Here is a 17,403-nt window from a genome sequence, read left to right on the forward strand (position 1 = left end):
CTCGGGGTGGAAGCCCTCGAGTCCGAGCAGGATGGCCGTCATGGTGCCGTGGCCGTGGCCCGTGGCAGCGAGGGAGCCGTAGAGGTCCACCCGCAGCGACGCCACCTCTGCCAGCTTGCCGCGGGACTTGAGTTCTTCGGCGAAGACGGCGGCGGCCCGCATGGGCCCCACGGTGTGCGAGCTCGAGGGCCCTATTCCGATGGAAAAAAGGTCAAAGACTCCAACAGCCATTGTCGGTTTCCTTACTAGGTCTTGCTGTGGCCCGGCAGAGGGTCTTGCCGGAAGGCGGTCCGGCCGCGGGTAGGCGGTGCGTGCCGCCGGTGCACGACGCCGGGCGGCGGCTTGTGGCCGCGGCCCGCCCGGCGTCGTGTCTTACTTCAGTCATACGTCGCTTAGGCGAGGTTATCAACCGAGGGGTAGAGCGGGTGGGCGGCGGCGAGGGCCTCCACCCGGGAGCGCAGGCCGGACAGGTCCGCGCCGGCGTCGGCGGTCAAAGCCTCGGCGATGATGTCCGCCACCTCGGCGAAGGCTGCCTCGCCGAAGCCGCGGGTAGCCAGCGCCGGGGTGCCGATCCGCAGCCCCGAGGTGACCATCGGCGGACGCGGATCAAACGGGACGGCGTTGCGGTTGACGGTGATGTCGATGTCCGCGAGCCGGTCCTCGGCTTCCTGCCCGTTGAGCTCGCACTCGCGCAGGTCCACCAGGACCAGGTGCACATCGGTGCCGCCGGAGATCACGTTGATCCCCTTCGCCCTCACGTCCGGCTGGACCAGACGCTCGGCGAGGATCCTGGCACCGGCCAGGACACGCTCCTGGCGCTCCCTGAACTCCGGGGACGCGGCGATCTTAAACGCCACGGCCTTGCCCGCGATCACGTGCTCCAGCGGGCCGCCCTGCTGTCCGGGGAACACCGCCGAGTTGATCTTCTTGGCGATCTCGGCGTCGTTGGACAGGATGATGCCGCCGCGCGGACCGGCGAGGGTCTTGTGCGTCGTGGAGGTGGTGACGTGGGCGTGCGGGACCGGGCTCGGGTGCAGCCCGGCCGCCACCAATCCGGCGAAGTGGGCCATGTCCACCATCAGGTAGGCGCCCACCGAATCGGCGATCCGGCGGAACTCGGCGAAGTCCAGCTGCCGCGCGTACGCGGACCAGCCGGCAACGATCAGGGCCGGCTTGTGCTCCAGGGCCAGGCGCTCCACCTCGGCCATGTCGATCCGGTGGTCCTCCTCGCGGACCTGGTACGGGATGACGTTGTAGAGCCGGCCGGAGAAATTGATCTTCATCCCGTGCGTCAGGTGCCCGCCGTGCGCCAGGTTCAGGCCCATGATGGTGTCGCCCGGACGGATCAGGGCATGCATGACCGAAGCGTTGGCCTGCGCGCCCGAGTGCGGCTGGACGTTGGCGTACTCCGCGCCGAACAAGGCCTTGACCCGGTCGATCGCGAGCTGTTCGATCACGTCAACGTGCTCGCAGCCGCCGTAGTAGCGCTTGCCCGGGTAGCCCTCGGCGTACTTGTTGGTCAGCACCGAACCCTGCGCCTGCATGACAGCCCTGGCCGTGTGGTTCTCCGAGGCGATCATCTCCAGCCCGTCGCGCTGGCGGGTGAGCTCGGCGTCGATCCTCGCGGCGATCTCCGGATCCAGCGCGGACAACTCCGCGTCCAGGCTCGCGGAAACGACCTGCTCAAACGCCACCGTCCCCGTCGCTGCCCCGCTCACAGCTCGCCACCGTTCTTCGAAGCGTAGTCCTCTGCCGAGAGTAGCGGGCCGTCTGATTCGGCGGCGACCTTGAACAGCCAGCCGGCCCCGTAGGGATCGCTGTTGATCAACGCCGGATCGGAAACGACGTCGTCATTGATCTCCACCACCTCGCCGGTGACCGGCGCGTAGAGGTCCGACACGGACTTGGTCGACTCGACCTCACCGCAGGTCTCCCCCGCGGTCACCGCGGAGCCGACCTCGGGCAGGTCCACGTAGACGATGTCGCCGAGGGCGTCCGTGGCCACGGCGGAGATACCGATGGACACGACGTTCCCGGCCTCCCGCGCAACCCACTCGTGCTCGTCGGAGTACTGCAGTTCAGGGGCAACTTTTGCCATGTGTTTTTCCTTTACGTTTGAAAAGTCGTGGGCTAAATCAATTGTCGCTGGGTAACTTACTGACCGTGGCCGGGTTACGCGGCCGGAAACCGAATTCCTCCCCGCCATCTCCCTAACCTCGCAAGCTCGGCCAGGGAACCCGAATGGCGTGGGCCCACGCGTGCTCGGTCGCGAAGGCGCCCGCTGGGCGGACGCGACGCTCCTTTAGACGCACGCTTCCGGAATTCGCTCCCCTGCCGCTATCAAAAAAAATTCAGTTTTCGGGGCCAACAGTTTTCGGGGCCAACGGTTCCTCGGAAGAAACAGTGGCCGTTCGTATTCTTCTAGAGCTGGGCTGCTTCTTGGCTCCAAGGGTGTCATCAAGCTCAACCCCCAATGATCGAGCTTGGGACAACCCAGAGCCGCGGTAGGCGGTATATCCCCAGCACCTTGGCTTTCGAAGGCGCCGGTTCCCGTCGGTCCCGGTTGGTGGGTCGTCTCAAAGGTGACTCGTCCTCGAGGGGCTGGCTGGCCGCGGTTTTCGAAAGCGTGCGTCTAAGCGAGTGACCGCCGTCGGGGTTCCCTGGCCGAGCTTGCGAGGCTAGGGGGACGGCGGCTCAAACGAGCGAGCACGCGTGAAAACCGGGGCAAGCCAGCCCCGGAACCGGGAACCGCTGAAGCGGTTGGTCCGCTGAGGTACTTGTCGGGCTACTTTTGGCGCTTGTAGAAAGGCAGTGCGACCACTTCGAAGGGCTCGGCCTTGCCACGGAGGTCGATGTCCAGGGCGGTGCCGGGCTCGGTGAGCTCGACGTCGACGTAGGCCATCGCGACCGGGTAGCCGAGGCTGGGGCTGGGCTGGCCGGAGGTGACTTCGCCGACGACGTTGCCGTCCTTGAGGACCGGGTAGTGGCCGCGGCCGGCCCGGCGTCCGAGGCCCTTGAGCCCGACGAGCTTGCGGCCCGTCGTGGCGCCGGCGCCGGCTTCCTTCTTGGCGGCCAGAGCGGCCTTGCCGATGAAGTCGCCTTCCTTGGACAGCGCGACGACGGGGCCCAGGCCGGCGGCGAACGGATCGCCTTCGAGGGAGAGCTCGTTGCCGTAGAGCGGCATGCCCGCCTCGAGGCGGAGCGAATCGCGGGATGCGAGCCCGGCGGGGGTCAGCTCGCCGTCTTCGGCAATGGCGACGAGCGCCTGCCAGAGGGCGGCGGCGTCGTTGTTCGCGACGAAGATCTCGAAGCCGTCTTCACCGGTGTAGCCGGTGCGGGCCAGCAGGAGGTCCTGGCTGGCGCCGCCGAACATGAAGGGGACGTCCACGGCGGCGTAGTACTTCAGGCCAGTGACGAGTTCGTGCTGTGCGGCGGGAACCAGACGCAGCAGGATCTCCTGGGCCTTGGGACCCTGGACCGCGATCAGCGAGGTCTCGGCGGAGGCGTCCTGGACCGTGACCTCAAAGCCTGCAGCGCGCTCAGCCATGGCAGCAGCCACGACCTTGGCGTTGCCCGCGTTGGGGACCACCAGGAACTTCTGCTCGCCACGACGGTAGGTGATGAGGTCGTCGATGATGCCGCCGTCCTCGTTGCAGATCAGCGAGTATTTGGCCTTGCCAATGGCCATCGCGGAGATCTTGCCCACGAGGGCGTAGTCCAGAAAGGCTGCGGCGTCGGGGCCGGTGACCCAGACTTCGCCCATGTGGGAGAGGTCGAACAGGCCCGCGGACTTGCGGACGGCGTGATGCTCGGCGAGTTCGGAGCTGTACTTCAGCGGCATCTGCCAGCCGCCGAAGTCCGTGAAGGAGGCACCGAGCTTCTTGTGCTCTTCGTACAGGGCCGTGTAGTTCTCAGTCATCGTTGGCTGTCCTTAGTTGGCGGAGTCGTCGGAGTGGTCCTCGAAGGCTTCGAGGGGAGGGCACGAGCAGATCAGGTTGCGGTCCCCCGCGGCGCCGTCGATCCGGCCGACCGGCGGGAAGTACTTGTCCTGCCTGAGCGTGTGGACCGGGAAGACGGCCTGCTCACGCGGGTATTCGCGGGTCCAGTCCGTGCTGATGACGGCAGCGGCGGTGTGCGGGGCGTTGCGCAGCGGGCTGTGCTCCACGGTGAAGTCGCCGTTGGCCACCTGGTCGATCTCGGCGCGGATGGCGACCATGGCCGTGATGAAGCGGTCGATCTCGCCGAGGTCCTCCGACTCGGTGGGCTCCACCATCAGGGTGCCGGCCACCGGGAACGCGAGGGTGGGGGCGTGGAATCCGTAGTCGATCAGGCGCTTGGCCACGTCCTCGGCGGTCACGCCGGTCTTGGCCGTGAGTTCGCGCAGGTCCAGGATGCACTCGTGGGCCACGAGGCCGCCTTCGCCGGTGTAGAGCACCGGGAAGGAGTCATTCAGGCGGGCCGCGATGTAGTTCGCCGCGAGCAGCGCCGACTTGGTGGCCTCAGTAAGGCCCTGGCCGCCCATGAGCTTTACGTAGGCCCAGGAGATCGGCAGGACGCCGGCGGAGCCGTAGCGGGAGGCGGAGATCGGGGTGCCGTCGGCGCCGTTGGCCGGGTCCGCAGCGTCGCCCGGCATGAACGGTGCCAGGTGGGCCTTGGCAGCAACCGGGCCAACGCCCGGTCCGCCGCCACCGTGCGGGATGCAGAAGGTCTTGTGCAGGTTCAGGTGCGAAACGTCGCCGCCGAACATGCCCGGCTGGGCCAGCCCGACGAGGGCGTTGAGGTTGGCGCCGTCGATGTAGACCTGGCCGCCGGCGGCGTGGATCGCGTCGCAGACCTCGCGGACGTCGGCGTCGTACACCCCGTGGGTGGACGGGTAGGTGATCATGATGCAGGACAGCGCGTCCTTGTTGGCCTCGATCTTGGCCGTGAGGTCCGCGTGGTCGATGGTGCCGTCGGAGGCGGTGGCCACGACGACGACCTTCATGCCGGCCAGCACTGCGGAGGCGGCGTTGGTGCCGTGGGCCGAGGCCGGGATGAGGCAGACGTTGCGCTGGGCGTCACCGCGGGAGAGGTGGTAGCCGCGGATGGCCAGCAGGCCGGCGAGCTCGCCCTGGGATCCGGCGTTGGGCTGGATGGAGACCTGGTCGTAGCCGGTGATCTCGGTCAGCTGGGCTTCGAGGTCCTCGATCAGTTCGCGCCAACCGGCGGTCTGGGATTCCGGGGCGAAGGGGTGGATGGAGGCGAACTCCGGCCAGGAGATGGCTTCCATCTCGGCCGTGGCGTTCAGCTTCATGGTGCAGGAGCCCAGCGGGATCATGGTGCGGTCCAGGGCGAGGTCACGGTCCGAGAGGCGGCGGATGTAGCGCAGCAACTGGGTTTCGGAGCGGTGCGTGTTGAACACCGGGTGCTGCAGGTAGTCGGAGGTGCGCTCGACGGCGGGGTCCAGGCCGAACCCTTCAGTCGAGTCAGTCACGGACGCGCCGAACGCGGCGATGACGTCGGCGACGATTTCCACGGTCGTGGCCTCATCGGCGGAGATGCCGACGGTGTCCGCGTCGATGGCGCGCAGGTTGACGCCCTTGGCGTCGGCGGCCGCGATGATCTCTGCTGCCCGGCCCGGCACGGAGACGGTGATGGTGTCGAAGAAGGAGGTGTGCAGCACCTGAAGGCCGGCGGCCTTCAGGGCGGCGGCGATGGTCTTGGCGTGGACGTGGACGGTCTCGGCGATTGCCTTCAGGCCGTCGGGGCCGTGGTAGACGGCGTAGAAGGAAGCCACGATGGCCAGCAGGGCCTGGGCGGTGCAGATGTTGGACGTGGCCTTTTCGCGGCGGATGTGCTGCTCGCGGGTCTGCAGGGCCAGGCGGTAGGCCGGGACGCCGGCGTTGTCTTTGGAGACACCCACCAGGCGGCCGGGCATGGAGCGCTCAAGCCCCTTCTGCACGGCCATGTATGCGGCGTGCGGGCCGCCGAAGAACAGCGGCACGCCGAAGCGCTGGGCGGAGCCGACGGCGATGTCCGCGCCCTGCTCGCCCGGGGACGTGATGAGCGTCAGGGAAAGAAGGTCGGCGGCGACCGTGACGAGGGCGCCGCGTTCCTTGGCGTCGGCGATCACGGCGGTGTGGTCAAACACGCGGCCGGAGACACCCGGCTGCTGCAGGACGACGCCGTTGATGACGCCCTCGGGCAGGCCCTTGGAGAGGTCGGCGACCTCGACCTCGAAACCGAGGGCTTCGGCGCGGCCCTTGACGATGGCGATGGTCTGCGGGAGGCAGTCGGCGTCGAGGACGGTCTTGCCGTCGTGGGCCCCTGTTTTCTGACCTACGGTCTTGTTGGCGCGGCGCATCATCAGCACGGCCTCGGCGACCGCGGTGGCTTCGTCCAGCAGGGAGGCATTGGCGATCGGCAGGCCGACGAGGTCCTGGACCATGGTCTGGAAGTTCAGCAGGGCCTCGAGCCGGCCCTGGGAGATCTCCGGCTGGTACGGCGTGTACGCGGTGTACCAGGCCGGGGCTTCGAGGATGTTGCGGCGGATCACCGGCGGGGTGAGCGTGTCGTAGTAGCCCTGCCCGATCATCTGCACGGCGGTCTTGTTCTTCGCGGCCAGCTTACGCAGCTCGGCGAGGACTTCAACTTCGCTGAGGGCGGCGGCGAGCGCGAGATCGGAGTCCTGCCGGATGTCCTTCGGAACGGCGGTGTCCACCAGGGCGTCGACGGTGTCGTAGCCGACAGCCTTCAGCATGGCGTCGACGTCGGCCTGGCGGCGCGCGCCGATGTGCCGGTCAACGAAGGACGTGGAGGCTGGGGTAACAGTCACAAGGAACTCCATAACTCAGGCGGCGCAGGGTACGCCACATTGATTCGGGTTCCTCCCCGCTCTGTATTGGACCTGAGAGTTTCCGCGCAGCCTAAGTTTCAGGGCTCCGCTTGCACCGTCGGTGAGCACAGCATGTCCGGGACACGCCTGCTACTTTCCAGAGATGCCTTGCCGCGGCGGTACATGGGCCTGAGAGATTCCTGGGGAGGATTTGCTCCTACGGCGCCTGCTTGTACCTACTTGCAGGACTCTCCCGCCGCAGATCAAAGGCGTATTCAATTGGGGGTGACAACAGTCACAGCTCTCATTGTCCTATGCCGGGCGCGCGTCCGCAAACTCCCAGCGACCGGCGCACCCAGGTTACGGGCGAGAAGCCGCACCGGGTGAGTCCGCGAACCCGAATTCGCCGGACAGCGCCGGCGGCGCCGTAACCTTTCGGCGACGCCACGCGGTTCCGGCGAGTTCGGCGGGGGTGGCCGGCGAGTTCGGCGGAGCTTCGCCGGGGTGGGCGGCGAGTTCGGTGTGAGTGGGGCGGTGGGCCTCGGCGTCAGCGGCGCAGCCGCTCGACGGCGGCGAGGAGGCTCTCGACCTCCGCCTCGACCTCCGGAAGCGGCCCGCCGGGGCCCCGGCCCAGCATGGCATTGAAGTACAGCCCGTCCCCCATGTACAGGACGGCCTTCGCCATGGCGGGTCCGACGTCGGCCGCCAGCAGTTCCAGCCAGCTCGTCTGGGCGGCAGCGAAGCGGCGGAGGGTCTCCCCGTGCGCCACCTCGGCCAGCCTCGTCGCCGCCACGAACACCCGGTCCATGGGCGTGTCCGCCCACACCGAGGACTTGATGAAGTACGCCGCCGCCCCCTCGGGGGCCGCTGCCATGGCGGCAACATCGGCAGCCAGATGCCGGTCCAGCCGTTCCAGCAGGACCGCGATCATCGCTTCCTTGGTCGGGAAGTGGTAGAGCAGGCCGCCCTTGGAGACACCGGCCCTGCGCGCGACGGCGTCCAGCGTCGCGGCGCGTTCACCGACTTCGATGAGCAGCGCTTCGAAGGCATCAAGGACGGCCTCGCGGGCGACAGGTTTCCTGGGCATGCCTCCCATCATGCCTGTCCGGCTGCGCATTTCTTAACTGTACCGTCCAGACGGTATAGTTACGTCTTATGAGCATCCCATCGATCACCGCCGTCAACAGCACCCTGGCGGGCACCGGCCCCCGCGCCCCGTGGCGCGATTGGGTGGCGCTGGCCCTGCTGATGTTCCCCGTCCTGCTCGTGGCCGTGGACAACACCGCCCTGACGTTCGCCCTGCCGGCCATCGCCACCAGCCTGGACGCCTCCGGCGTCGAGCTGCTCTGGATCGTCGATGCCTATCCCCTGGTCCTGGCCGGACTGCTGGTCGCGATGGGCTCCCTGGGCGACAGGATCGGACGGCGTCGCCTGCTCTTCGTGGGCAGCGCAGGTTTTGCCGCGGTGTCGGCCGCGACGGCGTTCGCACCGAGCGCCGAATGGCTGATCGCCGGCCGCGCCGGGCTTGGCCTCTTCGGCGCCATGCTCATGCCGTCCACACTCTCGCTGATCCGCAACATCTTTCCGGAGCCCAACCGGCGCCGGCTGGCTGTGGCGATCTGGGCCGCAGGCTTCTCCGGCGGCGCCGCCCTCGGCCCGATTGCCGGCGGCTGGCTGGTGGAACACTTCTGGTGGGGCGCCGTCCTGCTGGTCGCGGTGCCGATCATCCTGCCCCTGCTGCTGCTCGGTCCGGCGCTGATACCGGAATCCCGCGACCCGAGGCCCGGCCGCGTGGACGTGCCCAGCATTGTGCTGTCCCTGCTGGTCATGGTGCCCGTCGTCTACGGAATCAAGACGCTCGCCACCCACGGTCCTGCACCAGAGGCCTTCGCGAGCATCGGAGCCGGCCTGTTCATGGGCTATGTGTTCATCCGGCGGCAGCGCGCACTTGCCCGTGTCCACAGGACAGACCACAGTACGGCGCCGATGCTCGATGTCAGCCTCTTCGGCAACCCGGTCTTCAGTACGGCCATCATTGCCAACGTCCTGGCGCTGTTCTCCTTCAACGGCTTCATTCTGTTCCTGGCCCAGCACCTGCAGCTGCTGGAGGGCCAGTCCCCCTCGGCCTCCGGGGTCGCCATGGTCCCGGCCCTCATCGCCACTGTTGTTGCGGGGCTGCTGGTGGTGCCGCTGGTGCGCAAGGTGCGGCCCGGCTTTGTTGTGGCCGGCGGGCTGCTGCTGAGCGCGGCGGGTTATTTCCTGGTGGCATTCGGCGACCACAGCCACGGCCCGTCCCTGCTTTTGGCCGCGCTGATGGTTCTCTGCCTGGGGGTGGGCGCCGCGGAGACGATCTCAAATGACCTGATCCTGGGCGCGGCGCCTGCCGACAAGTCGGGGGCCGCCGCGGCCATCTCCGAGACCGGCTACGAAGTGGGGTCCCTGCTGGGCACGGCGATCCTCGGCTCGATCCTGACCGCCTCCTACCAGGGCAACCTCCGGCTCCCCGCTGGTGTGGCCGAGCTCGCCCCGGCCGCGGCCACCAGCCAGGCCGGTGAAACCCTCGCCGGCGCGGTGGAGCTCGCCCGGATGCTTCCGGCTCCCCTGGCGGAAGCAGTGACGGCGGCCGCACGCACGGCCTTCGACTCTGGTGTCCACGTCACGGCGTCAATCGCGCTGGTCCTGATGACCGGGGCCTGCGTCCTCGCCGCAGTTGTCCTGCGGACGGTGCCTAAGGCCAAATAGCTTAAACAAAGGCGTCCGGTGCCGGGAGAAACCCGGCACCGGACGCTGGTGATTTGTTACGGGCGGATCGCTGGGAGCCTGTCCCTACTTGTTGTCCGGAGTGGTCACGCTGGCGTTTGCCCGCATGGTCTCGGCATTCACCATCCAGGCATACTGCTCAAGCTTGGCAATGAATGCGTGCAGGAGGTCAGCGGTGGTGGGGTCTTCCTCATCCACTTCATCGTGCACTTTGCGCATTGTGCCGACGGCCGCCTCAAGGGCCGCGACAATCCGCTCGATGGCGTCCTTCGTGTTGATCAGGCCGGTGGGGAACTCGGCGAGTGCCGTGGACTTGGCAACCGTGGAACTGCGGCCGTCCGGCAGGGCGTGGAGGGCGCGCATGCGCTCGGCGAGGTCGTCCGCGAATTCCCGGGCGGCGTCGACGATCTCGTCCAGCTGGAGGTGAAGATCCCGGAAATTAGTCCCAACGATGTTCCAATGCGCCTGTTTGCCTTGAACGTGGAGTTCGATCAGGTCCACTAAGACTGCCTGCAGGTTGGCCGTCAGTGTAGGTGTTGCTTTCATGCATCCTCCTCGATAGAACCGGTACCTTGCGGGCCGCGGGCGCCATTTGCTGGCACCCCGGCCGATGCTTCCGACGCTACCGCAGGGCAGCGACGGCCCGCGATGGTTCGGGGAGGAATTTCTCGGTCAGCTTACTAAGTCGGCTTACTAATCGTTCCGGAGATGCTTAGACTGCCTCATTGAGGGCCGGCCCCCGCGTGAACACGGCCCGCGTGATGCCGCCGGAGGTGGACTGGGAGAGCTGCGCGAGGTAGTCGTTGCGGCGCCTCGGGGTGATCCTGGACTGGGGTTCGAACGGCTGCTCGGGGTCGTCGGCGTAGTGTGCGGTCAGTCCGTCGCGCATCAGCCGGATGGCCTCCGAACGCTGCTGGGACACCGCCGCGTGCGTGGATCCGAGTTCCGCGGCCAGGTCTTTGACCGTCCGGTCGCCAAAGTAGATCTCCTCCACAACGTAGCGCATCCGTTCCGGGAGGGATTTCACGGCCGCCCGCAGGTACTGGAGCCGTTCGTCCGCGAGCAGGGAGTGTTCCGGTGTGAGGGTTTCGGCGGCGAGGGTATCTACCACGGCCTCATCGAGGGGTGTCAGCGTGCGCGAGGCATCCGCGAGCGCGGCCTCCACAACGCTTTGCTGGACGCCCAGCGCGGAGGCGATCTCCTCCACTGTGGGGGTGCGGCCCAGGGCGGACGCCAGGGTTTCCTGCACGGACATGGTTTCCTTGATCCGCCGTCGGGCGGAGCGGGTGGCCCAGTCGCTGGCCCGCATCTCGTCCGCGAAGGCGCCAAGGATGCGCCGGCGGGCGAACGCGCCGAAGGGCACCCCGAGGTCCGGGTCGAACGAATCGGCCGACGTTATCAGGGCAATAGCACCGGCCGAGGCCAAGTCATCGCGAGAAAGGTGTGACGCCTTCGAGCACAAATCTGAAACGAGATACCCCACCAGCGGAAGGTGCTGCGTGACCATCTCGTTGCGTTCCACGCGATTCAATACTGTGTCCCCCCATGAGACCGGATCCGAAGGGTCATAGACCCTTAAAACGCCGAGAGCCGCACCCAAATCGACCGGCGCTCCCCCCATTGGAGTCAACGGTCGCAAGTAGGGCGCAGCACCCATGGAGGAAACCTATCACCTGATCCAAGATCTGCGTGTACCCTCAGGGAAAAGCTTGGCAAAAAATGCGGTGACCGCCCCTATTGCTGTGATTCACGGGGCGCAAAGAGAATGGGGCCAATGAGCGCAAGCGATCTCTCCGCGGCACTGTGGCAGGAACGGCGGCACTTGGAGCTGCTCCTGTTCAGGCTGGAAACGCAGCATCTGCACATCGTGGCCGGGAATCTGGAATGGCTGAACTTCATGGCCTCCGAGATTGAAACCGTACTGGACCGCCTGCGCTTCGAAGCCCTGGCCCGGAGTGTTGAATCTGCCGCCGTGGCGGCCCAGTGGGGCCTGCCGGCGCAGACCACGCTCGTCGAACTGATTGCGGCCGCACCCGCCGGGCCCTGGTCCGAGATCCTGCGCGAGCATCTGGAGGCCCTGCACGCACTTCTGGCCCGGCTTGGCGAGGCCGCCCGCGTGAACGAAGAGGCACTGCAGACGCTTCCCCTGCCGGGACGCCCCGGTCCGGCGGGGACGGCAGGGCTGCTGGATCAGCTAACCACGGGCGGAAACCTGGAGAGGTCCGTGGCCGTGGTCCGGCGTTCAGCCCAGCCGCTCCTGGCCCAGTATCTGGGCGGGGACCAGGACTGATCCGGGTCCTCAGCCCTCGGCGGGAGTGGCGCGCGGGGGAACGAGCCCGCGCAGCGCGTCCTCGGCGTCTGGGCCAGCTTCCGCCGCCGCGAGGTTTGCCGCCGCGATGGCTTCGATGACTTCCCGGCGCTGGATGGGCACACCGCGGGGTGCCTCAATGCCTATCCGAACACCGTCGCCGCGGCCTTCCAGAACCGTGATGACGATGCCGTCGCCGATCATGATCTGTTCGCCCGGCTTGCGTGTAAGTACCAGCATCCTCTCAATCTACCCTTCAGCGCGGGGAGCGTCGGACGATTCCCGCCGGTTCTGCCATGTCGGATCCGGCCCCACCGGGCGCCCGTCGATCCAGCCCACGGGCAGTCCCAGGCCGCTGGCGCTTTCAGGTGACCCGGTCTCCGCGGCGCCGACCACTGCTACGGCACTGACGTTGAGCTGGGCGGACAGCACGCTGACCCAGCGTGCCGTGTCCTCATGCTTGCGTCCGGCGTCGACCACCACCCAGACCTGGTCGGCCGAGAGCGCGGCCACGGACTGCACGCGGGCCAGGGCGTTGCGGGCTCTGCCGAGTCCGAACGCCACCAGGACCGTGCGCTCCGTCACCACGGCGTGGGCGCGCGCGGCCGTGGCGCTTTGGCGTCCGTCCACATGCAGGTGGCCATACGCGGAGAGCTCGCCGGCGGTCCGCACATCGGCACCGCCGGCCGCCATGGACATTGTCAGGGCGGCGTCCATGGCGTCCTCCCCCAGCCCGATCAGGACCACGAGATCGCCGACGCCGGTCAGCGGAGCCGGTGCGTCCGGCGCACGGCCCGACGCGCTGCCCGGCGCGGCGGGCGGCGCGGAAGCGGAGGCCAGCCGACCGGCGTCGCTGGCTGCGGAAGGTCCGGCAGCGGGCGGTACGGCAGCGGGGCCCGGATCGACGGAGGGTGCCGGCCGCCCGGGGTTACCGGCGGCGGCGGCCGGTTCCGCCGGGGTCCGGAGCCCGGCGCCGAGCTGTTCCAGAATTTCAGCGAAGTCCCGCGACTCTGTGGATACGCCGACAGTTGCGGGCCGGTGCAGGCTCAGCTCAACGGCGTCTGCCTCTTCCAGCAGTGCGGCGATGGCGGCGCCCTGAAAGTGATGGGACGGGAGCTGATGGGACGGCAGGTGATGGGTCGGGCCGGGGGCGGCCGGTGCCGTCGCAGGGCCCGCCGGCGCTCCGGCCTGGACTGCCGGCCGGGCCGGCGTTGCGGAAGCCGTGCCGGCGTCGTCCTTCCCGGAAGTCTTCTCCCCGGCGCGACCCCCTGCGGGACCCCCTGCCGGACCACTGGCCGCCGTGCCCGGCTCGGCCCCGGCCAGGATGTCGGCGTCGGGCACTACCTCGCCGGTGATCACCTCGTGCTTGGACAGGATCTCGATCATGGCCTCGTAGCGGTCCTGGGCGAAGAGCCCGGCGATTCCCGGGCTGATGACGCGTTCGGCGGACACGATTCGGGCCGCGGGTCCGTACAGCTGTTCTGCCTTGCGGCGGATTTCCTCGAGCGAGGCTCCCTTAAGCCGATAGCGGTTCGGCATGGCGCACCACTCCTACTGTTTCGATCCGGACGTTGGCAGAGGTCACCTCGCGGTAGGACAACACGGGCACGGACCCGGGCTGCGCACCGATGAGGCGGTGGATGGCGGGCCGGAGCGCCGGTGCGCACACGAGCACGGCCTGGCGGTTGGCGGCCGCCGCTGCGTCGACGGCGGAGCCGACCGAGCGCAGCACGGCATCGAGCTTGTCCTGCCCCATGACGATCTGGCTGCCGCCTTCCGCGGGGCGCATGTCCTCGAGCATGTGTTGTTCGAGGACGGGGTCGATCATGATGACGTTGAGCACGGGCCCGTCCATGAACTTGGCCGTAAGGGCGGGGCCGAGGGCCTGCCGGGCGGCTTCCACCAGCGATTCCGGGTCCGTGGAAATCTTGGCCCGGAGCGTGAGGGCCTCGTAGATCCGGGCGAGGTCGTTGATGGGCACCTGCTCATCCAGGAGGCCCTGGAGGACCCGCTGCAGCTCGGCCAGGGAGAGCAGGGCCGGGGTCAGTTCGTCGACGGCGGAGGGGCTTTGCTTGCGCACGCCCTCGGTCAGCACGCGGACGTCCTCGCGGGAGAGCAGCCGGGCAGCGTTCGCCGAGACGATCGAGGACAGGTGGGTGACCAGGACGGAGACCCGGTCGATCACTGTGGCGCCCGTCATTTCGGCGTTGTGGCGCATTTCCCCCGGGATCCACTTGCCGGCAAGGCCGAACACGGGCTCGATCATGGCCGGGCCGGGCAGCGAGTCCAGGTTCTCGCCCAGCGCCAGCATTTGGCCGCTCGGGGCCGTGCCGCGCCCGGCTTCCACGCCGGCGATCCGGATGGAATAGGTGGCCGGCGGCAGGTCCACGCTGTCCCTCGTGCGCACGGGCGGGATGACGAGGCCCAGTTCCATGGCGATCTTGTGTCGGAGGGACCGGACCCGGGCCAGGAGGTCGTCGGACGCGCCGGAGACCATGTCCACGAGGTCAGGTGCCAGCAGGATCTCCACGGGGTGGACGCGCATGTCCTCCAGCAGTTTCTCGTTGGGATCCATTTCCGGGAAGTTCAGCGCGGTCGACTCAGCCTCCCGGGCTGTCTCCGCCTGCTTCTGGTTTGCGGCGGTCCGGCGGGAGGCAATGATCAGGCCAGCGCCGACGAGGACAAACGGCAGGGGCGGCATGCCGGGAATCAAGGCCATGGCGACGGCGGCGACGCCGGCGATCATGAGCGCGTTCGGTGACTGCAGCAGCTGCGTGGAGGCCGTCCGGCCCATGTCCGACTCGGCGTTGGACCGGGTCACGATCATGCCGGTAGAGACGGCCATAAGCAGCGCCGGGATCTGTGTCACGAGCCCGTCGCCCATGGTCAGCAGGCCGTAGGTGTTCAGCGCATCGCCGATTTCCATGCCGCGCTGCAGCATGCCGATGGCGATGCCGCCGATGAAGTTGATGATGATAATGATGATGCCCGCGATGGCATCGCCCTTCACGAACTTCGAGGCGCCGTCCATGGCACCGTAGAAATCGGCCTCGGCAGAGACCTCGGCGCGCCGCTCCCTGGCCTGGGTGTCGGTGAGGAGTCCGGCGTTGAGGTCGGCGTCGATTGCCATCTGCTTGCCGGGCATGGCATCGAGGGTGAACCGCGCGCCAACCTCGGCCACGCGCTCGGCGCCCTTGGTGACCACGACGAACTGGATCACGACGAGGATGAGGAACACGACGGCGCCGATGATCATGGAGCCGCCCACCGTGACCTTGCCGAAGGCCTCAATGACCTGCCCGGCGTATCCGTTGCCCAGGACCAGGCGGGTGGAGGCGACGTTGAGGCCCAGCCGGAACAGCGTGGCGACGAGCAGCAGGGACGGGAACACGGAGAAGTCCAGCGGCTTCTTCACAAACATACTGGTCAGCAGGACCAGCAGCGCCAGCAGGATGTTGCAGACAATGAGGAAGTCGAGCAGGGGCGCGGGCACGGGAACCACCAGCAGGAGCACGATCCCCACGATGCCGATGGGCACCGCCAGCCGGTTCAGCCTGTTGTTCATGGTGCGGTCCTTTCACAGACGCTGGTTCCCAAAGTGTTCATGCCGCGCGTCACGGTGTGCTGCGTGCTGTGGTGCTTGCCGTGTTTCACGGTGTGCTGCCCGTCGCGTCTCATATGGCCGCGGCCGGGCTGGTCATGCGGTGCATCCCGGCGCCGGCACCCCGGGCCTTGAGAGCCATGACGAAAGCAAGGACTCCGGCCACCGCCCGGTAAAAGTCCACCGGGATCTCGTCCCCCAGCTCACAGGCCCCGTGCAGGGCCCTGGCCAGCGGGATGTCCTGGACCATGGGGACGCTCTTCTGTTCGGCCTCTTCCCTGATCCTCGCAGCTACATGGCCGGAGCCCTTGGCCACCACGCGGGGCGCGGACTTGCCGGGATCGTACTTGAGCGCCACCGCCACGTGCGTGGGGTTGACCAGGACGACGTCGGCATCTCCGATGGCGGCGATCATGCGGTTGCGGCTCATGGCCATTTGGCGCGCCCGGCGCTGGGACCGGATGAGCGGGTCGCCCTCGCTGCTCTTGTTCTCGTCCTGGACTTCCTTCTTGGACATCCGGGTCTTCTTGCGGTTGCGCCGCATCACGACGAAGAAGTCGGCCGCGGCCAGCACGATTCCGGCGGCCACCGCGAACTGGACCAGTGATGCAACGCCGCCCGCCGCGGCGGCCGTGACGCCGGCAACCGGCAGTCCTCCCGCGGTCAGCAGCACCGGGACCAGCCCCTGCACCACGCTGTACAGCACCAGCCCCACGACGGTGGCCTTCAGCAGCGCTTTGAGGCCACCCCACACCGCCTGGGCGCCGAAAAGCCGCTTGATCCCGCCGAGCAAGTTAAAGTGTTCGAATTCGAGCCTAAATTTCTTCAGGTGGACACCGCCCTGGAGGGCGGAACCTGCGAGGACAGCCAGGAACACGACGATCAGCAAGGGTCCGATGATCCCGGCGATGGACGCGAAGCCATCTTCCAGCGCCCGGACGGCTTTGCCGGGATCCGGGGCGGACATGATCCCGCGGACGCTGAAGAGCTGGTCTGTGGCGGCGTTGGCGGCACGGTCCACCGTGCTGGGCAGCATGAGCGCGGCCGCGCCGACCCCGAGCCACGCAGTGAGGTCCTGGGAACGGGACAGCTGGCCCTTGGAGCGGACCTCCTTCATCCGTTTGTCGGTGGCTTGCTCGGTTTTTTCCTGTGAATCCGCCATCAGCCCACCCCCAGCACGGCCTTGGCCGCCTGCCCGGCGAGGCTGGAAACGATCCGGGGCAGCGCCAGGAACATGAAGCCGGCCAGCATCAGGGTGAGCAGGATCTTGAGCGGGAAACCGAGCGAGAACGCGTTCAGCGCCGGCGCCACGCGGGTCAGCAGGCCGAGGCCGACGTCGGCAAGGAACAGGACCACCAGGAGGGGGCCAGCGATCTGCACGGCAGCGAGGAACATGCCGGACACTGCCGCAATGATGGCCTGCACCGGCTGGGCCAGGTCTATACCCCCGGCCAGGGGCAGGGCCGCGAAGCTGCCGGTGAGGCCCGTGATGACCAGCTGGTAGCCGTCAGAGGCGAACAACAGGGCCAGCGCCGCCATTTGCAGAAGCCGGGTGAACTGAGCGCCGTTGACCATCATTTGGGGATCAAAGGCCTGCGCCATCTGGAATCCGCTGGAAAGGTCGATCAGGCTGCCGGCGGACTGGATAGCGGAGAAGATCACCAGGACCAGGAAACCCAGGACGAGCCCCGTGACGAGCTCCAGGACCACACCGGTGACGAACCCGGCGGTGTCGCGGGGCGTGTAGCCGCCGACCATGCGCTGCGTCACCGCCAGGCCCAGCCCCAGCCCCAGCATGGCCTTCACGCGCCCCGGAAAGGCCTGGTGGGAGAAGGGCGGTGCCACGATCAGGAAGGCAGTCATCCGGACCGTAGCCAGCAGCAGTACTTCCAGCCAGGTCGGGTCGATGGGGATGCCCAC

At 67.9% G+C, this 17,403-nt stretch carries 15 protein-coding genes and 1 riboswitch; of the genes, 2 read left to right on the forward strand and 13 right to left on the reverse strand.

The window, feature by feature from the left end; all coding sequences use genetic code 11:
* The 6 genes from M2428_RS20115 to M2428_RS20140 form a co-directional block, all read right to left on the reverse strand.
* The coding region (locus tag M2428_RS20115) for a serine dehydratase beta chain (RefSeq protein WP_277527741.1) at nucleotides 1–231 on the reverse strand (231 nt) is incomplete at its 3' end.
* A 161-nt stretch (nucleotides 232–392) separates the two neighbouring features.
* The gene (glyA, locus tag M2428_RS20120; RefSeq protein WP_277527742.1) at nucleotides 393–1,718 is read right to left on the reverse strand and encodes a serine hydroxymethyltransferase; all 1,326 of its coding nucleotides are present in this window, start codon (nucleotides 1,716–1,718) and stop codon (nucleotides 393–395) included.
* Entirely contained in the window at nucleotides 1,715–2,098 is a 384-nt protein-coding gene (gene gcvH / locus M2428_RS20125) for a glycine cleavage system protein GcvH (protein WP_277527743.1), read from the reverse strand. The genes glyA and gcvH overlap by 4 nt, the downstream gene beginning before the upstream one ends.
* A 687-nt stretch (nucleotides 2,099–2,785) precedes the next feature.
* Entirely contained in the window at nucleotides 2,786–3,919 is a 1,134-nt protein-coding gene (gene gcvT, locus M2428_RS20130) for a glycine cleavage system aminomethyltransferase GcvT (RefSeq protein ID WP_277527744.1), read from the reverse strand.
* Between the two features lie 12 nt (nucleotides 3,920–3,931).
* Nucleotides 3,932–6,826 carry an aminomethyl-transferring glycine dehydrogenase gene (gene gcvP, locus M2428_RS20135; protein WP_277527745.1) on the reverse strand — a complete coding sequence of 965 codons (2,895 nt, stop codon included), beginning with the start codon at nucleotides 6,824–6,826 and terminating at the stop codon, nucleotides 3,932–3,934.
* Nucleotides 6,827–6,981: 155 nt separating this feature from the next.
* Nucleotides 6,982–7,080, reverse strand: a riboswitch (glycine riboswitch).
* Nucleotides 7,081–7,361: 281 nt separating this feature from the next.
* Nucleotides 7,362–7,901 (reverse strand): TetR/AcrR family transcriptional regulator, encoded by a 540-nt coding sequence (locus M2428_RS20140; RefSeq protein WP_277527746.1) that lies wholly within the window; start codon nucleotides 7,899–7,901, stop codon nucleotides 7,362–7,364.
* Between the two features lie 68 nt (nucleotides 7,902–7,969).
* Between M2428_RS20140 and M2428_RS20145 the strand changes: the two genes are divergently transcribed.
* Complete coding sequence (locus M2428_RS20145) at nucleotides 7,970–9,556, forward strand: MFS transporter (protein WP_277527747.1); 1,587 nt, start codon at nucleotides 7,970–7,972, stop codon at nucleotides 9,554–9,556.
* An 84-nt stretch (nucleotides 9,557–9,640) separates the two neighbouring features.
* Here the strand turns inward: M2428_RS20145 and M2428_RS20150 are convergent, their stop codons facing one another.
* Together M2428_RS20150 and M2428_RS20155 are read right to left on the reverse strand one after the other, a co-directional pair.
* Nucleotides 9,641–10,120, reverse strand: coding sequence for a DNA starvation/stationary phase protection protein (locus M2428_RS20150; protein ID WP_277527748.1), 480 nt, complete (start codon nucleotides 10,118–10,120; stop codon nucleotides 9,641–9,643).
* A 166-nt stretch (nucleotides 10,121–10,286) separates the two neighbouring features.
* The gene (locus tag M2428_RS20155) at nucleotides 10,287–11,105 is read right to left on the reverse strand and encodes a sigma-70 family RNA polymerase sigma factor (protein ID WP_277527749.1); all 819 of its coding nucleotides are present in this window, start codon (nucleotides 11,103–11,105) and stop codon (nucleotides 10,287–10,289) included.
* A 243-nt stretch (nucleotides 11,106–11,348) separates the two neighbouring features.
* On the opposite strand from M2428_RS20155, the gene flgN reads away from it, so the two are divergent.
* Nucleotides 11,349–11,864, forward strand: coding sequence for a flagellar export chaperone FlgN (gene flgN / locus M2428_RS20160; protein ID WP_277527750.1), 516 nt, complete (start codon nucleotides 11,349–11,351; stop codon nucleotides 11,862–11,864).
* 9 nt (nucleotides 11,865–11,873) lie between these two features.
* On the opposite strand, the gene M2428_RS20165 is transcribed toward flgN, so the two are convergent.
* The 5 genes from M2428_RS20165 to M2428_RS20185 form a co-directional block, all read right to left on the reverse strand.
* Nucleotides 11,874–12,122: a carbon storage regulator gene (locus M2428_RS20165; RefSeq protein ID WP_277527751.1), complete on the reverse strand. Its 249-nt coding sequence runs from the start codon at nucleotides 12,120–12,122 to the stop codon at nucleotides 11,874–11,876.
* 9 nt (nucleotides 12,123–12,131) lie between these two features.
* A complete protein-coding gene (locus M2428_RS20170; RefSeq protein WP_277527752.1) occupies nucleotides 12,132–13,421 on the reverse strand; it encodes a hypothetical protein in 1,290 nt (429 codons plus the stop codon).
* On the reverse strand, nucleotides 13,399–15,447 hold the full coding sequence (locus M2428_RS20175) for a flagellar biosynthesis protein FlhA (RefSeq protein WP_277527753.1): 2,049 nt from the start codon (nucleotides 15,445–15,447) through the stop codon (nucleotides 13,399–13,401). Before M2428_RS20175 ends, M2428_RS20170 begins: the two co-directional genes overlap by 23 nt.
* A gap of 109 nt (nucleotides 15,448–15,556) precedes the next feature.
* Nucleotides 15,557–16,645: an EscU/YscU/HrcU family type III secretion system export apparatus switch protein gene (locus M2428_RS20180; protein ID WP_277527754.1), complete on the reverse strand. Its 1,089-nt coding sequence runs from the start codon at nucleotides 16,643–16,645 to the stop codon at nucleotides 15,557–15,559.
* Nucleotides 16,645–17,403 carry a flagellar biosynthetic protein FliR gene (locus tag M2428_RS20185; RefSeq protein ID WP_277527755.1) on the reverse strand — a complete coding sequence of 253 codons (759 nt, stop codon included), beginning with the start codon at nucleotides 17,401–17,403 and terminating at the stop codon, nucleotides 16,645–16,647. Before M2428_RS20185 ends, M2428_RS20180 begins: the two co-directional genes overlap by 1 nt.

The sequence above is a fragment of the Arthrobacter sp. ES3-54 genome, assembly GCF_029504395.1.
In the GTDB taxonomy this organism is placed as follows: Bacteria; Actinomycetota; Actinomycetes; order Actinomycetales; family Micrococcaceae; genus Arthrobacter.